Annotated in this window: 16 protein-coding genes; 6 read left to right on the forward strand and 10 right to left on the reverse strand. The window is 55.7% G+C overall.

Annotated elements, in window-relative coordinates; genetic code table 11:
* The first annotated feature begins 67 nt into the window (after nucleotides 1-67).
* Nucleotides 68-700, forward strand: a complete 633-nt coding sequence (locus tag CDH48_RS09895) for a LysE/ArgO family amino acid transporter (RefSeq protein WP_264754767.1) — start codon at nucleotides 68-70, stop codon at nucleotides 698-700.
* A gap of 15 nt (nucleotides 701-715) precedes the next feature.
* On the opposite strand, the gene CDH48_RS09900 is transcribed toward CDH48_RS09895, so the two are convergent.
* Nucleotides 716-1216, reverse strand: a complete 501-nt coding sequence (locus CDH48_RS09900; RefSeq protein WP_227521031.1) for a C40 family peptidase — start codon at nucleotides 1214-1216, stop codon at nucleotides 716-718.
* Nucleotides 1217-1309: 93 nt separating this feature from the next.
* Between CDH48_RS09900 and arfB the strand changes: the two genes are divergently transcribed.
* Complete coding sequence (gene arfB / locus CDH48_RS09905; RefSeq protein ID WP_100688562.1) at nucleotides 1310-1723, forward strand: alternative ribosome rescue aminoacyl-tRNA hydrolase ArfB; 414 nt, start codon at nucleotides 1310-1312, stop codon at nucleotides 1721-1723.
* Here the strand turns inward: arfB and CDH48_RS09910 are convergent.
* Nucleotides 1714-2790, reverse strand: a complete 1077-nt coding sequence (locus CDH48_RS09910) for an alpha/beta hydrolase (RefSeq protein ID WP_100688563.1) — start codon at nucleotides 2788-2790, stop codon at nucleotides 1714-1716. The genes arfB and CDH48_RS09910 overlap by 10 nt on opposite strands.
* A gap of 116 nt (nucleotides 2791-2906) precedes the next feature.
* On the opposite strand from CDH48_RS09910, the gene CDH48_RS09915 reads away from it, so the two are divergent.
* Together CDH48_RS09915 and CDH48_RS09920 are read left to right on the forward strand one after the other, a co-directional pair.
* Nucleotides 2907-3221, forward strand: coding sequence for a putative signal transducing protein (locus CDH48_RS09915; protein WP_100688564.1), 315 nt, complete (start codon nucleotides 2907-2909; stop codon nucleotides 3219-3221).
* A 41-nt stretch (nucleotides 3222-3262) separates the two neighbouring features.
* Nucleotides 3263-3988 (forward strand): SDR family oxidoreductase, encoded by a 726-nt coding sequence (locus CDH48_RS09920; RefSeq protein ID WP_227521032.1) that lies wholly within the window; start codon nucleotides 3263-3265, stop codon nucleotides 3986-3988.
* Nucleotides 3989-4019: 31 nt separating this feature from the next.
* Here the strand turns inward: CDH48_RS09920 and rluF are convergent, their stop codons facing one another.
* The gene (rluF, locus tag CDH48_RS09925; protein WP_100688566.1) at nucleotides 4020-4937 is read right to left on the reverse strand and encodes a 23S rRNA pseudouridine(2604) synthase RluF; all 918 of its coding nucleotides are present in this window, start codon (nucleotides 4935-4937) and stop codon (nucleotides 4020-4022) included.
* 65 nt (nucleotides 4938-5002) lie between these two features.
* Between rluF and CDH48_RS09930 the strand changes: the two genes are divergently transcribed.
* The gene (locus CDH48_RS09930) at nucleotides 5003-5695 is read left to right on the forward strand and encodes a class I SAM-dependent methyltransferase (protein WP_227521038.1); all 693 of its coding nucleotides are present in this window, start codon (nucleotides 5003-5005) and stop codon (nucleotides 5693-5695) included.
* Between the two features lie 46 nt (nucleotides 5696-5741).
* On the opposite strand, the gene CDH48_RS09935 is transcribed toward CDH48_RS09930, so the two are convergent.
* From CDH48_RS09935 to CDH48_RS09965, 7 genes are all read right to left on the reverse strand, one after another.
* Entirely contained in the window at nucleotides 5742-7049 is a 1308-nt protein-coding gene (locus tag CDH48_RS09935; RefSeq protein ID WP_100688567.1) for a short-chain fatty acid transporter, read from the reverse strand.
* Nucleotides 7050-7201: 152 nt separating this feature from the next.
* Complete coding sequence (locus tag CDH48_RS09940) at nucleotides 7202-8647, reverse strand: phospholipase D family protein (RefSeq protein ID WP_100688568.1); 1446 nt, start codon at nucleotides 8645-8647, stop codon at nucleotides 7202-7204.
* Nucleotides 8648-8665: 18 nt separating this feature from the next.
* Nucleotides 8666-9400, reverse strand: coding sequence for a glutamine amidotransferase (locus tag CDH48_RS09945; RefSeq protein ID WP_100688569.1), 735 nt, complete (start codon nucleotides 9398-9400; stop codon nucleotides 8666-8668).
* On the reverse strand, nucleotides 9397-10122 hold the full coding sequence (locus tag CDH48_RS09950; protein WP_100688570.1) for a YebC/PmpR family DNA-binding transcriptional regulator: 726 nt from the start codon (nucleotides 10120-10122) through the stop codon (nucleotides 9397-9399). The genes CDH48_RS09945 and CDH48_RS09950 overlap by 4 nt, the downstream gene beginning before the upstream one ends.
* A 97-nt stretch (nucleotides 10123-10219) precedes the next feature.
* On the reverse strand, nucleotides 10220-11020 hold the full coding sequence (locus CDH48_RS09955) for an oxygen-binding di-iron domain-containing protein (protein WP_100688571.1): 801 nt from the start codon (nucleotides 11018-11020) through the stop codon (nucleotides 10220-10222).
* A gap of 146 nt (nucleotides 11021-11166) precedes the next feature.
* Nucleotides 11167-11595, reverse strand: coding sequence for an SRPBCC family protein (locus CDH48_RS09960; protein ID WP_100688572.1), 429 nt, complete (start codon nucleotides 11593-11595; stop codon nucleotides 11167-11169).
* Nucleotides 11596-11718: 123 nt separating this feature from the next.
* Entirely contained in the window at nucleotides 11719-12594 is an 876-nt protein-coding gene (locus CDH48_RS09965; RefSeq protein ID WP_100688573.1) for an AraC family transcriptional regulator, read from the reverse strand.
* A 164-nt stretch (nucleotides 12595-12758) separates the two neighbouring features.
* Between CDH48_RS09965 and CDH48_RS09970 the strand changes: the two genes are divergently transcribed.
* Nucleotides 12759-14249, forward strand: coding sequence for a CoA-acylating methylmalonate-semialdehyde dehydrogenase (locus CDH48_RS09970; protein ID WP_100688574.1), 1491 nt, complete (start codon nucleotides 12759-12761; stop codon nucleotides 14247-14249).
* Nucleotides 14250-14349 lie beyond the last annotated feature (100 nt).

The raw sequence follows: 14349 nt of genomic DNA on the forward strand, positions 1-14349 counted from the left end.
CGAATATGAATTTCAAGTATAGCGGCAAGCGGCTATTCTTGCGGCATCAAAAATGGAGCAAAGAGCAGTGCTTGAGAGTTCTATTGGGAGTTCATTTGAGAGTTACGTGACGGGTCTGGTTGTCTGTGGCGGTATCATCGTTGCCATCGGAGCCCAGAATGCCTACGTACTGGGCCAGGCAATCCGGCGTGAGCACCACTGGTGGGCCGCCGGTTTGTGCATGACTGCGGATATTGTCCTTTTCACCCTTGGCATGTTCGGCGTGAGCGCGGCTTTGAAGGCAATGCCCCAGGCACTGGAGATCCTGCGCTGGCTCGGAGTGGTTTTTCTCGCGTGGCTGGCGGTACAGGCCTTTGCGCGTGCCGGTCGGGGCAGGGCGGCGCTTGAGGCAGGAGAGGTAACTCGCCGCAGCCTGAAAGGTGTTCTTTTCACCACCCTGGCAGTGACCCTGCTGAACCCTCAGGTGTATCTCGACACCCTTTTGCTGATTCCGGCGGTGGGAGCACAACAGGAGAACGCAACGACTTTTGTGGCGGGCGCCAGCAGCGCGTCTGTTCTGTGGTTTGGTTTGCTGGCCTGGAGTGGGTCGGCACTGGCACCGGTTCTGTCACGCCCGTTGGCGTGGCGGATTATCGATGGCGTAATTGGTATGATGATGGCGGCCATCGCGCTTCATCTGGCGCTTAATGGCAGCCTGTAGCAGTAATGAGGCGAGTCAGTCAAACCGCCGTGCGCCAGAAAAACGGTCTTTCCAGTAGTAGCCGTTAAGTTCCGACATGATGACGCCGGAGGACGTTGATGCGTGGATAAAGCGGTTGTCACCCATATAAATGCCGGCATGCTGGTCTTTTCCCCCGATACGGAAGAATACGATATCGCCGGGTTTAACGTCGTCCGGATGCACCACATCTCCGTAGCGCAGCATTTGTGCGGTTGTGCGGGGCAGTCGCCGCTCCAGACTTTCACGATACGCCGTCGTAATGAATCCTGAGCAGTCGAAGCCGCGGGCTGTCGTACCGCCGTACTGATACGGCGTGCCCTGATAGCGCTCAAAGGCCTGCCACAGTTTTTCAGCCTTTACGGAACCCGGTGCGGACTCAACAGGTGAGTATTGCAGAGCGGCACCCCCGGATTGCAGTTGCTGGTTGCTGGCGCAGCCGCTGATCACAAGGGAGGAAACGGCCAGAATAATGACATATCTGATTGTCATAGCCATGCAGGTTCCTGATCTGTTGTACTTTGACTCAACTGTATTACCGAATCGCCAGGATGTCAGGTTACGGTTTGCCGTATTTGTTATCCTTGCGCCATGCTGAAAATATCCAACACGGTTGAAATCGCCGACTGGGAAATAGAAATCACCCAGATCCGGGCCCAGGGCGCTGGTGGCCAGAACGTCAACAAAGTAGCTTCGGCGGTGCACCTGCGCTTCGATGTGCAGAATTCCGCCCTGCCGCCGTTCTACAAGGAGCGGCTGATGGCCCTGCAGGATCAGCGCATCAGCAAGGAAGGCGTGATTGTGATCAAGGCCCAGTCGTTTCGCACGCTGGAGCTGAACAAGGAGGATGCACTGGAGCGCCTGAAGGAACTGATACAGGAGGCGGTCAAAGTGCAGAAGGTGCGGCGCGCTACCCGGCCCTCAAAATCCGCCCGTCGCAAACGGGTTGACCACAAGACCCGGAAAGGCAGAACCAAAGCCCTGCGGGGCAAGGTTCAGGTCTGACCGACTTCCGGCCCGCATTTCCTGGATTCGATTTCCCTTATAAATGATTCTATATCCGCGAACGCCTGTTCTGCTTCGGGCAGCATGGGTGTGAAAATCTGCCAGACATGCACCATGCCTGCCCAGGTATGAAGCTGCACCGGTGAGCCTTCGGCTTTTGCTTTGGCTGCGTATCGTCTGGCGTTATCCAGAAGCATCTCGGATTCGCTTGCCTGGATCAGTATGGGTGGCAGGTTGGCCAGGTTATTTCTGAGGGGCGAGGCTACCGGGCTGGCAGGAGATACCCGGAATGCGGCCAGGGTGGCCCACCAGATAATCGGTCGGGGTATTTTTGATAGCCCGCCAAAGGTAGGGCCGAGCATGGCATCGGTCGCAATATTGTTGCGGTTGCTGGGCGCGGTAAGCGTCAGATCTGTGGATGGGGAAAATGCGATGGCGCCATCGGCCTGGCGCAGACCGCTTTCGCGAATCCAGGCCAAAAGCCCGAGGGTGTGGCTGCCACCGGCTGAATCTCCGGCTACCAGAATGAATGACGCATCCCCCGGCCCGTCCGGGCCATTTTCCGCCAACCAGGTGTAGGCTTTCCGGCAATCACGCACGCCGTCCATAAACCGGTGTTCCGGCATAAGGCGATAATCCACTGCAAAGACGGCGGCGTTGGCAACGTGGGACAAACGATCTGTTATGGCACGGTGACTGCGCGGGCTGCCGGCGACCCAGGCGCCACCATGAATATAGAGAATCCGGCGCTTTGTATCTGCGCCGGGGGCAATAACCCACTCTCCGCGGGGGTTGTCGCAGTGCCGGAACTCGGACGCCAGCTCAAGGCCGTCACTCAGGCTGTCCATGTATTTTCGCATCGCCATCAGCCGCGCTTTGCCGCGAAGCCCCCTGCCAGCCCGGCCCATTTCCCGGATACGCTCCAGAACCTCCCGATTCTCAGCGCTGGGGCTGGCATTGCTCACGGAATATTTTTCCCGGTCCAGGTAGGACAAGTCCTCGACGCGAAACAGAATAAGCGTCAATACAACGACGAGCAAAATAACGGTAGCGATAATCCAGAACATGAGTTGTCCGTATCCTGAGAGTTGGCCCGAATAGCTCGGGCACACTATGCTTTGGGTACAAAGCATCGCAGATTTTTGTGGTTGATGCCCTCAAATGTCACAAAAGGAGAAGGGCGTTGCAAATTGCATATCGGGCCAGGGATATCACGGAAGCACACATAGTTGCCGGCTTACTGAACGCCCATGGTATTGAGACTTTTGTGGGTGGCCATTACCTGCAGGGTGCGATGGGCGAAATTGGCGCAGCCGGCTTCAGTAATGTTCATGTGGACGACGACGATCTCTACACGGCTAGACAGCTCATTATGGAATATGAAGCGAGTAGTCGCAGCCCTGTGACCATGGAAAACCGGGATGACAAACCGGATTCGTATGCCCGCTGGTTTTTACTGGTTATGGCGGTGCTGGGGTTGATCTGGCTGAATCTGTGATCAAGAGTAAGGGGCCGTAATTAGTCAGTACCTGAAATTCAATGGATAAACGGAGCGTAAAAATTATGGTAGACAGCCACTCGAAAAAACCGGTTATGTTGATTACTGGTGCGTCGTCGGGCATTGGCGCCGCAACGGCACGGGCGGCCTACGAAGAGGGCTACCGGCTTGTTCTTGCAGCCCGTTCAGCCAACAAGCTGAAAGCCTTGCAGGCCGAGCTTGGAGACGATGATAGCGTGTTGATTGTCGAATGTGATGTGCAGAACGGTGACGATCAAAAGGCGATGGTCGAACAGGCCCTTGAGGCATTTGGCCGTTTGGACAGTGTGTTTGCAAACGCTGGCCGGGGTGGAGAACCAGGGGGCTTCAGCGAGGCCGATCCGGAGGTCTGGAAGGATATGATCCTCACCAACATTTACGGTGTTGGCCTGACTGTTCAGCATTGCCTGCCGGCGCTTCGGGAAAGCAAAGGGCACTTGTTACTGACCGGCTCCGCCGCAGGCAGGGTAACCATTCCCGGCTCAATGTACAGTGCTACCAAATGGGCAGTTACCGCTATCGGGTATGGCGTTCGCGAAGAGTTGCGCGGTTCCGGTGTAAGGGTAACCCTGATAGAGCCGGGTATGGTCGATACGCCGTTTTTCGATAAGCCGCCGGCTCACGCCCTGAAGCCGGATGACATAGCTCGCGCGGTCATTTATGCGGTCTCCCAACCCTCGCATGTGGATGTTAATGAAATTCTGGTGCGCCCAACGCCTGCCGAGTAGAAATAGCGGCCCGCGCCCCGCTTGACGGGGCCTATCGTTTAACGCTGCGCTGTCTCGGTTTTCCGGCTTTGGGGCGTTTGCGTGATGTGGGTTTTTTGCCGGCTTTCCTGCTGTTCTTCTGTCCGCCCCCGTGTCCGAATTCCGGTGGGCGCGGTGGGCGCGGTGGGCGCCTGGACTTGCCTGCTGGTTTTTTGCCCGAGCCTGCAGGTTTGTCCGGGGCACCCTCCGAAGATGAATCACGAATTGCATCGAACAGCCCGGCCAGTTCTTTCTTTGTAAGGTCCCGCCATTGGCCCACCGGCAGACCTTTCAGGTTCACGTTCATAATGCGGACGCGCTCTAGCCGGGTGACTTCATACCCGAAATGCTCGCTCATCCTGCGGATCTGGCGGTTCAGCCCCTGCACCAGGATGATACGGAATACAAAGCGGCTCTCCTGAATCACTTTGCATTTTTTCGTCACTGTGCCGAGGATGGGCACGCCTGCCGCCATGCCCTCGATAAACGATTTGGTAATGGGCTTATCAACTGTGACCACATATTCTTTTTCATGATTATTGCCAGCGCGCAGGATTTTGTTGACCAGGTCCCCATTGCTGGTCATGAAAATCAACCCCTGCGAATCCTTGTCGAGGCGCCCGATGGGAAAAATACGGGTACTATGGCCAACAAAGCGCTGAATGTTGTATTTTTCCGAATCATCTGTGGTACTGACGATGCCCACCGGCTTGTTAAGCGCTATGAATACGAGATCTTCTTCAGCCCTGGGTTCTATTACCTGGCCGTTCACCCGGACAGTATCATCAGGCAATACCTGATCGCCCACGCTGGCCCGCTTTCCATTGATATAGACATTGCCCTGTTCAATGTAGCGATCGGCCTCGCGGCGGGAACACATTCCGCTTTCGCTGATGTATTTGTTTAGACGGGTGGAGGTATTGCTGGTCATTGATTGTCCGGTTGAGCCACTGAGTGGGTACATCATAACAGGGCATGCACGGATTTGGATTGAGTATGCAGAAATGGCCACAAGCGTTTGGACATCAGCCTGACAAGCGCGTGCGAGAAGGCTCCATGTGCACCGTTTGCGAACAAGGTGTGCTGGCTCGGTTTTGGGTGATAGAAAACAGGGAATATCTGCGTTGCCCGCGCTGTGAAGCAACGCTCCTGGCCCGGGCAAACTGGCTTGGCCTGGATGAGGAGAGGGCGGTTTACGATCTTCACAATAATGATCCGGACGACGCGGGCTATCGGGCGTTTCTCGAAAAGCTTGCCTTCCCCATGCTTGAACGTGTTCCGCAGGGAGCTTCCGGGCTTGATTTCGGCTGCGGCCCGGGCCCGGCCCTTGCACGGATGCTGCGTGAAGCGGGAATGGGTATGACGCTTTACGATCCTTTTTTCTACCCCAGCCGGCCCGCTCCGGGCCGCCGGTTCGACTTCATCACCTGCACGGAGGTAGTGGAGCACCTGCACCACCCGGCAAAGGTTTTCAGGCAATTGGATGGCTTGTTAAAGCCCGGGGGGTGGCTTGGCATTATGACGTGCTTTCAGACCAGCGATGAGCGGTTCGATAACTGGCATTACCGGCGGGACCCCACTCACATTGTGTTCTACCGTGAATCGACGCTGTATCTTGTTGCCAAACGCATGGGCTGGGAGTTGTCGGTGCCACAAAAGGATGTGGCGTTTTTTCATAAGTCTTTATGAGACCGGGGGCGATATGCCCCCGGTTTTCCTGCGGGCGGTTAAGTCATTACAGCCAGGTAAGGCCCACGCTGATAATCACACCCGTGATTATCAGCAGCATCAGGCAGTACCCCATAATGTCTTTGGCTTTGAGCCCCGCAATCGCGAGAACCGGTAATGCCCAGAAGGGTTGCAGCAGGTTCGTCCAGGCATCGCCCCATGCAACTGCCATGGCCACTCTTGGGATACTGGCGCCCAGCTCCTGCGCCGCTGGCAGCATGACCGGCGCCTGCACGGCCCATTGGCCTCCACCGGAGGGTACAAAAATATTCACCAGCCCTGCACTGATAAAGCTCCAGAACGGCAGGCTCTCTGCCGTTGCCATGGATACAAAGCCGGAAGAAATGCTGGCTGCAAGGCCCGAGGCTGTCATCACGCTCATGATTCCGGCATAGAATGGAAACTGAATAACGATACCTGAGCCCCCCTTGACCGCTTCGTGCAGGCTGTCGAGAAGTCTCTTGGGGGTTTGATGAAGAATGATCGCCAGGAACAGGAACATGAAATTAACGATGTTCAGGTTCAGGCCGCCGCCATCTATAAAATACTGGAATATAAACGCAAGGCCACTGAAACCCATCAGCCAGGCCAGAATTCGGCTGTTTTCAAGGTGATCGGCCGGGCGCTGTATAGAAACCCTGGTGTCAGGCTCGTCATCAAGTACCGCAGGGTCTACAAAGGTGCTGTGCTCTTCAGAGGGCAGCATCATGCGATTTACCAGGGGAACGACAATAAACAATGCCACGATAATCCCGAGGTTGAAGAATGCAAAGATGGTTTCGCCAGTGCCAATTACGCCGATTACATCGGCGGTAAAGTGCCCGTCGGTTGCAATGACCAGAGGAATTGAACCGGCCAGGCCGCCGTGCCAGACGATAAAGCCGGAGTAGGCACTGGCAATCAGTAATGGGTAATGAACCCTGACTTGCCGGGCAAGGGCCTTCGCAAAGAGGGCGCCTACCACAAGCCCGAATCCCCAGTTAATCCAGCTCGCAATCAGGGCGACGAAGGTTACCAGCACGATAGCTTGACCGGGTGTGCTGGCAAGTGCCGCAACCCGGTTCAGTATTCCCCGGACAAATGGCGTGCTTGCCAGCATAAACCCGGTAACCAGAACAAGCAGCATCTGCATCGAGAATGTAAGCAGGTTCCAGAAGCCGTCACCCCACATTTCGATCACCGCCATCGGGCCATGCCCTTCAAACACCATGGCGGCAATAAACGTGAGGAGAGAAAGAATCAGAACAAAAAGATAGGGATCCGGCAGATATTTATCCACCAGACTGACCATCGGTCGCGCAGCTCTGTCAAGCATTGGGAGTCTCCTTATTCTTATTACATTTCTTTTATAGCAGCTTAGACGGTTATCGGTTAAATGCCAAACTAAAAGGAATAAGCGGGAGGCTCAGGAATGCTTTTGATAAAGACAGCAGGCACATGCGGCCAGAATCATAAGATGGCCCGGAGTCAGAATGTTGAAAGCCCGGTAGCTTCCATAAGGCGATAACGCCAGTAGCGCAGTGTCGAGTCGTCGGCCCAGTGTTCGTAAGGCAGGCTCATCACAGGGTTGCTTCCGGGGCCGGATTGCCACTGCTGTTCAAAGAAACCCAGGGCTTTGGTGGCCAGCGCTGATTCTGGTGGGACGGACACCCATACATTGGTTTCCAGGTTAAGGTCATCGAGGTTGCGCCGTGTAAAGTTCGCTGAGCCCAGAAGAAGCTGGGTCTGGTCCGCCAGTGGACGCAGTATCAGCAGCTTGCTGTGGCATTGTTCACCCGACGTATTGCACCAGCGTACCGGAATGCCGGCTTTGTGAAGTTCCAGAGCGACCTGCCGGTTGGGGATGCCGCTTTTCTGGTGGCCGAAAGCTTCATTGTTGGCGTCGAGAAGTACCCGTACCTTTACACCACGTTTATGGGCACCCAGCAGGGCTGTAACGATATCGCGGTGTGAAAGGTAGAAGAAGGCGAGGTCCAGCCGGTCGCCGCTCCGGGCTCCCGAGATCATCCGGAGAGCCGTTTCCCGGATTGCGGATTCTGTTTTTACCGCGATACGGCCGGCGGCATTGTGATCGTTTGTCTGGCGCGAATTTGCCCGGCTGATCAGTCTGTCCAGTGTTGGGCTGGGCTGGCCAGACATGGCCAGAACCGCCTGCTCGGTCTTCAGAACATCGGTCACCGCCGGGCCGGTAAAGCTGATGGCTGTATTGCTGTGCCGGCTGCTGCCATCGTGGGGGTTGGCAGAGGTGATGATGGCACGCAGTTTTTCCCCGTCATCGGCCACCAGAACTTTACGGTGGTTCGCTTTGAAGTTGGGTAACGCAAGGTAGCTGCGGATGGTGACGGGCCGGGTTCCCAGAGCGTTTGGCAGCCAGCCACCTTCGGAATTATTGCCGAACCACTGGCAGCAGATCCGCCAGATTGCCGACCATGCGGGATTACTGTCACGCAGTGGCCGCAGGTTGGTTTCCGTCACCGGAATGCCGGCCCGGCGAAGTGCCTGAAACCAGGGTGATACCGATCCGCCGTAAAGCGTATTCAGCGGATCAGAGATAACAACAATCTCCAGTTCCGGTTGCTCAGCCTTCCTGTTTATCAGTGCCCTGTTAAGTTGCTCAGCCAGAGGGCGGTGCACGACACCTTCAGGGCTGCTGCTGTTGAACAGGAACATATCGACCAGCACGAAGGATTTTGCCTGGCCGATCAGGCGCAGGATTTCATCGAATATTTCATGGTCGAGGGTTTCTGAGCCATCGCTGTGATGATAGGTCGCATCCACCAGCAAGGTCGCGTCGCTGAGCGGGCGCGCCCCGCCGTTATAGCTGATGCCCTCTGGCAGAGGCTTGTACGTATGATAAAGGCCCACGCCAACCAGTGTCAGGGCGATGAGTGCGAGCAGTACCTTCACGGTCATAGAGGGCCCGGTTCCGGTTCAGTCTGCCGTGTTCTTTTTGACCAGGGCAGAAAAACGTTCAAGAAGACCAGCGGCTTCCGGAGCTTCGGTAACTGAATCGCGCATGGCTTGTGGGTCAAAGCCTTCGCGCTCCAGGTCTGGCGCCTGCACACCCAGATAGGCTTTCATGACAGCCTCTGAAAATTCCGGGTGGAACTGCACGCCCCACGCAAGCCGGCCCACCCGGAATGCCTGATGCGGCTCGAATTCGTTACGGCCAAGCAGAATGGCATTCGCAGGCAGGCGTAATACAGACTGCTTGTGGGTGAGCTGGGCGCGGAAACTGGCAGGCATGCCGGTAAACAGCGGGTCATCCTGAGCCTCATGCAGCAGCTCGACACACCTTGTTCCACTCTCGCGCCCCTCCGGGTGATATCCCACCTCGCCGCCCAGGGCGTGCGCCAACAGTTGGTGTCCGTAACAGACGCCGAGCAGGGGGATGGCTTTTTGTACAGCCTGCGCCAGCCATGCTGCGGCCTGTTCACTCCAGGGCTCACGATCACTGACCATGGCAGGGGAGCCTGTTACTACAATGCCGTCCCAGTCAGCCGGGTCCTGGGGCAAGTCTCCGGCTTCCGCATCGAATACGGTTATGTCGAGCCCGGGGGATAGCCCCTGCACAAACCATTCGTCGAAGTCGCCGAACTGCTCTTTAATGCTTGGGTAGGTGCTGCCTGTTTTAAGGATCACTACTCTTGGGTTTGACTGGCTCACTGCTCTGGCAATTCCGCGTTGTGGAAGATGTTCTGCACGTCGTCCAGTTCATTCAGCATGTCGCAAAATTTTTCGAACATGGGAATGTCATCGCCTTCCACAACAGTTGTGGTTTTTGGCAGGAACTGGATCTCGTCTACCTCGAAATCAATGTCCGCAAAAGCGTCTGTCAACGCCTGGCGGGCTTTGGCGTATTCCGTATTTGGTGTGAATACCGTGATCTGGCCATCTTCGTTTTCGATATCGGTAACGTCAACATCAGCTTCCATCAGGGCTTCAAGAACGGCGTCTTCGTCCTGGCCTTTAAATACAAAAATGGCGCAGTGGTCGAACATATGCGCTACGGTGCCCGGCGTGCCGATTTTGCATTTGGTTTTGGTGAAGGCCAGGCGAACATCGCCAAAGGTACGGTTTGGGTTGTCAGTCAGGCAGTCCACGATCACCATACAGTTGCCGGGGCCGTAGCCTTCGTAACGAGCCGGTGAATAATCTTCTCCGGCACCACCTTTGGCTTTCTCTATGGCTTTTTCGATAACGTGAGAAGGTACCTGGTCTTTCTTCGCGCGCTCAATCAGCCCGCGCAGAGACAGGTTAGCCTGGGGGTCAATGCCGCCGGACTTGGCCGACATATAAATTTCGCGCCCGTACTTGCTGTACACCTTGGTTTTGGCCGCCGCTGTTTTGGCCATGGATTCTTTGCGGTTCTGGTAGGCTCTGCCCATTTTTGCGCTGCCTCATACTTGCTGTAGAAAAGGCAGGATTTTACGCAAGAATAGCAGTTTGGGACAGGCCTATTTGGTTGGCCTGCCCCGTGGCTGCTCAGATATAGTCAACGGGGGCGCGATAGCTGTCCTGACCCATCAGATCGATACCACACTCCACATTGCTGACCCAGCTAAGGAACCGGTCAACCATTGTGGCCCCCTCAAAGCGTTTTCCGTGCTGGGGCACAATCATTTCAACATCCATTTCCCGAACCATGTTGGCCCACAGCCGGCAGACCTTGTTTGAGGCTATGTAGCGCCGGTGGAACCCCGTCATGTGAGGGATGTGACGGTCAAAATCCTGTACCGGCAGGTGATCGTCTCCACCTCCCATGGATGCACCCAGGTCGCCGGAAAACAGGATTTTCGAGACCGGATCGTAGAATTGAAGATTGCCCACCGAGTGCATGAAGTGGGCCGGTAGACACTGAAGATAAGAGTCGCCGAATCTGACATTGGCACCTGCATCCGGAATGCTGATGATCCGGTCGTAAACGCTGCCGCTCAGCTGATTGCTGACAAAGCCTGAAACAAGGTGTGGCAGGAAGCGGGCCCACAGCCTGGAGGTGACAATTTTTGCACCGGTATGAACAATCCAGCGGTCTATGGCGCCAATAATGTCGGGATCCTGATGGGATGCAAACACAAAGTCCATATCCTTGATGCTCATGTACTTTGATGCGGCCATGGCCAGCGGCGTGTAGGTAAGGTCACCACCCGGATCAATCAGCGCTTCGTGTTTACCGTCAACGATAAGAAACTGGTTGGACTGGACACCTTCGCCGGTAACCAGGGAATCGAACATAAGGCATTTGTGGTGTCCATTATCAAACAGGACAATTGGCTCGTTTGCCATTTTGATCTCCGCAGAATGAAGGCCGGCCGGCGTGGTCCGTTATTGCAAGTGCGCGGAGAGTACAAAATTGACGAATGACAACAATTGCCTCAGGTCAATTCTCTGATATCAATCAGGTAACGAATTGTTGCGTTTGATAAAGTGGGTCAGGCCAGTTCCGGAATCTGCCGGATGCCACGGCGTATGGCGTGCTCCAGGCCAGCGCTCAGCAGTTTGCCCGTGTAGGGCACAATATCGTCAAAGGTAATGCGATAGCGCACGCGTGTGTGGCCCTCCGGAGTATCCTCAAAACGAATCCGGCCCAGATGATTACGGATCGGGCTGAGGCTGGTGATGGTGTACTCAATCAGCACATCCGGCTCGAAACTGGTGACCGTTTCTTCCAGACCAATAGGGCCAATGCCAAGCTTACGCACAGAGCCCAGGCCGTTAGGGTCTGCCTGGTTACTGTTCTTGATTCGTTTGACTGGCGCGCCCAAAAGTTTCCCGAAGGTTTTATGGTCGGCAAATAGCTCGAAAACCCTGCTGCGGGGTACTTCGATGGTTTCATCAATCTCAAAGGTATGGGTAGCCATTGGAATGCCCGTTTTATGTTGTTTCTCCAAAGACTAACGGTTCAGGCTCTGCAACAAAAGTCGCAGTTGGCGGCAGGTTGAGGACTGGCCTGTTAAGCCGTAAACCCGCCAGAGGATTGTCCGCTAGTGCCGTGGAGTGTGCCGGTAATCCCTCGGTGACTGTCCCATAACCTTCTTGAAAAGCCGGGAAAAATAATAGGCGTCGTCGTAGCCCAGGCGGTGGCTGATTTCTGTGAAGCTCAGTTTAGTTGCGTCCAGCATTTGGCACGCTCTTTCTACTTTCAGGTGAAGAAAGTGCTGAATGGGAGAGGTGCCTGTCTGCTGCCGGTAGCGGGTAGCAAAGTGAGCGGGGGAAAGACCTGCAAGGTCGGCAAGCTGTTCCAGAGAAAGGCGCTTGTCGAGATGTTCGTGCATATAGTTGTTGATGGTGTCCAGCTCTGCCTGATGCTGCTGGCTGGTTTCATCAACACTGATGGGAACGGCCGCAAGCAGCTGTCGCAGGCGGTTGGCGGCGTGAATCAGGCCGCGGGCGCGGAAACCGGTCTGGCGAACGGAAAGCAGGCCGTTAAAATCCACAATTAACCGTGGCTGTCGCCCCAGGTGCCGGATGGGTACTGCATCTTCGAACCCCATGTACTTGCGAAACTCCTCTGCCAGTGGCCCTGTGTAGTGCACCCAGTGAATGGTCCAGGGGTTGTCCGGGTCTGCGGTGTAACGATGGTTGGCGCCGGCGGGCAACAGCAGAAGATCCCCTGCTTCCATGGTATGAGGCTCGCCCTTTACGCTCAAAAATGCCCGTCCTTCAGTGCAGTAAATCAAAAGATTGTCGCGATGGTGTTCCCTGTGCATGTGGTGGCCTGACGCGCGCCGATAATGGCCAAACGCCAGTGGGTAGAGATCCCGGGTAAGGGGGTGCTCAGACAAAAGGCTCACAATGGGGGTTGGTACTACGTAGCGAATGCTGTCTTTGGGAACAGGCCATTGGGAGGTTTGTGCCATGTTTGTTGCTACCGTTTAGAGTGCGGCAATCGAAAGATAGTCCATCATGAGCGAAATTTAGTCAATCATCAAGGCTGGGTGGGCGTGCTAAGGTCTATCCATACCTTGCTAGAGCAGCAAAGCTTTAGTTCGTTTCCCGCAAAACAACAAACAGGGGTTTTGATATGAAAAACGTTCCACTGTACCTGGCCGGCGAATTTGTTCAGAGCCAGACCAGCGAATGGATTGACGTGACCAACCCGGCCACCAACGAAGTGATTGCCAAGGCTCCGTGCACCACCGATGCCGAGATGCGCAAAGCGATTGAGGCTGCGGGTGAGATGTTCAAAACCTGGAAAGAGGTTCCGGTTTCCGAACGTGCGCGGGTCATGCTGCGTTACCAGGCACTGCTGAAAGAACACCACGATGAAATTGCTGAAATCCTGTCCCAGGAAACCGGCAAAACCTTTGACGATGCCAAGGGCGACGTTTGGCGCGGCATTGAAGTGGTTGAACATGCGGCCAACATTCCCTCCCTGATGATGGGTGAAACTGTCGAAAACGTTGCGCGGGAGGTGGACACCCACTCCTGGATTCAGCCTTTGGGCGTGTGTGCCGGCATTACACCGTTTAATTTCCCGGCGATGATTCCCCTGTGGATGTTCCCCATGGCCATTGCCTGCGGTAACACCTTCATTCTCAAACCCTCCGAGCAGGATCCGCTCACTCCTATGCGCCTTGCCGAGCTGTTTGAAGAAGCCGGTGCGCCCAAGGGTGTTCTGCAGGTTGTGCACGGGGGTAAGGAACAGGTGGATGTGCTGCTCACCGATCCCGCGATTAAAGCTGTGTCTTTCGTGGGGTCTGTGCCGGTTGGCCGTTATATCTACGAAACCGGTACCCGCCACATGAAGCGCGTTCAGAGCTTTGCCGGCGCCAAGAACCACATGGTTATCATGCCGGATGCAGACAAGCAGCAGGTTATTAATGCCCTCGTCGGTGCGTCTGTGGGTGCGGCTGGCCAGCGTTGCATGGCTATTTCCGTAGCCGTATTTGTGGGTGAGGCCCAGGCCTGGATTCCGGAACTGAAAGAAGCCATGGCAAAAGTTCGCCCGGGTGCCTGGAACGACTCCGGCGCCAGCTATGGCCCGGTGATCTCGCCCAAAGCCAAGGATCGTGTTGAAGCACTCATTGCCAGCGGCGAAGCCCAGGGCGCAAACCTGCTTCTGGATGGCCGTGGCTGCACGGTGGATGGTTTGCCCGATGGCAACTGGGTTGGCCCCACCCTGTTCTCGGGCGTAACCACCGAGATGGACATCTACAATGAAGAAATCTTCGGCCCGGTGCTCGCGTGTATGGAAGAAGACAGCCTGGCCGATGCCATTGCGCTGATCAACAAGAGCCCCTATGGCAACGGTGTATCCATCTTCACCAGTTCCGGCGGTGCTGCCCGCAAGTTCCAGCATGAAATCGAAGTGGGCCAGGTGGGCGTTAACATCCCCATTCCTGTGCCTCTGCCGTTTTTCTCCTTCACCGGCTGGAAAGGATCCTTCTACGGTGATCAGCATGCGTACGGCAAACAGGCGGTGCGCTTCTATACTGAGACCAAAACGGTTACATCACGCTGGTTCTCCAGTGAGGCGTCGACGGAAGCAAACTTCTCTATCCAGTTGCGTTAATTGCGTTGACGGTGGGATTGCCTGGGCCGGAACCTGTTTCCGGCCCCTTTTTCATCCCGCGTGACCAGGGACTCTTGAATCTGGCTGGGGCCCTTGAATC

The organism is Marinobacter aromaticivorans (assembly GCF_002806975.1).
Taxonomy (GTDB): Bacteria; Pseudomonadota; Gammaproteobacteria; order Pseudomonadales; family Oleiphilaceae; genus Marinobacter; species Marinobacter aromaticivorans.

Excerpts from the sequence above, each read along its gene's own strand:
- CDH48_RS09970 (WP_100688574.1), top strand. The coding sequence starts at position 12,759 with ATGAAAAACGTTCCACTGTACCTGGCCGGCGAATTTGTTCAGAGCCAG.
- CDH48_RS09965 (WP_100688573.1), bottom strand. The coding sequence starts at position 12,594 with ATGGCACAAACCTCCCAATGGCCTGTTCCCAAAGACAGCATTCGCTAC.
- CDH48_RS09930 (WP_227521038.1), top strand. The coding sequence starts at position 5,003 with ATGCAGAAATGGCCACAAGCGTTTGGACATCAGCCTGACAAGCGCGTG.
- CDH48_RS09920 (WP_227521032.1), top strand. The coding sequence starts at position 3,263 with ATGGATAAACGGAGCGTAAAAATTATGGTAGACAGCCACTCGAAAAAA.
- CDH48_RS09940 (WP_100688568.1), bottom strand. The coding sequence starts at position 8,647 with ATGACCGTGAAGGTACTGCTCGCACTCATCGCCCTGACACTGGTTGGC.
- CDH48_RS09955 (WP_100688571.1), bottom strand. The coding sequence starts at position 11,020 with ATGGCAAACGAGCCAATTGTCCTGTTTGATAATGGACACCACAAATGC.
- arfB (WP_100688562.1), top strand. The coding sequence starts at position 1,310 with ATGCTGAAAATATCCAACACGGTTGAAATCGCCGACTGGGAAATAGAA.
- CDH48_RS09910 (WP_100688563.1), bottom strand. The coding sequence starts at position 2,790 with ATGTTCTGGATTATCGCTACCGTTATTTTGCTCGTCGTTGTATTGACG.
- rluF (WP_100688566.1), bottom strand. The coding sequence starts at position 4,937 with ATGACCAGCAATACCTCCACCCGTCTAAACAAATACATCAGCGAAAGC.
- CDH48_RS09935 (WP_100688567.1), bottom strand. The coding sequence starts at position 7,049 with ATGCTTGACAGAGCTGCGCGACCGATGGTCAGTCTGGTGGATAAATAT.
- CDH48_RS09900 (WP_227521031.1), bottom strand. The coding sequence starts at position 1,216 with ATGGCTATGACAATCAGATATGTCATTATTCTGGCCGTTTCCTCCCTT.
- CDH48_RS09950 (WP_100688570.1), bottom strand. The coding sequence starts at position 10,122 with ATGGGCAGAGCCTACCAGAACCGCAAAGAATCCATGGCCAAAACAGCG.
- CDH48_RS09960 (WP_100688572.1), bottom strand. The coding sequence starts at position 11,595 with ATGGCTACCCATACCTTTGAGATTGATGAAACCATCGAAGTACCCCGC.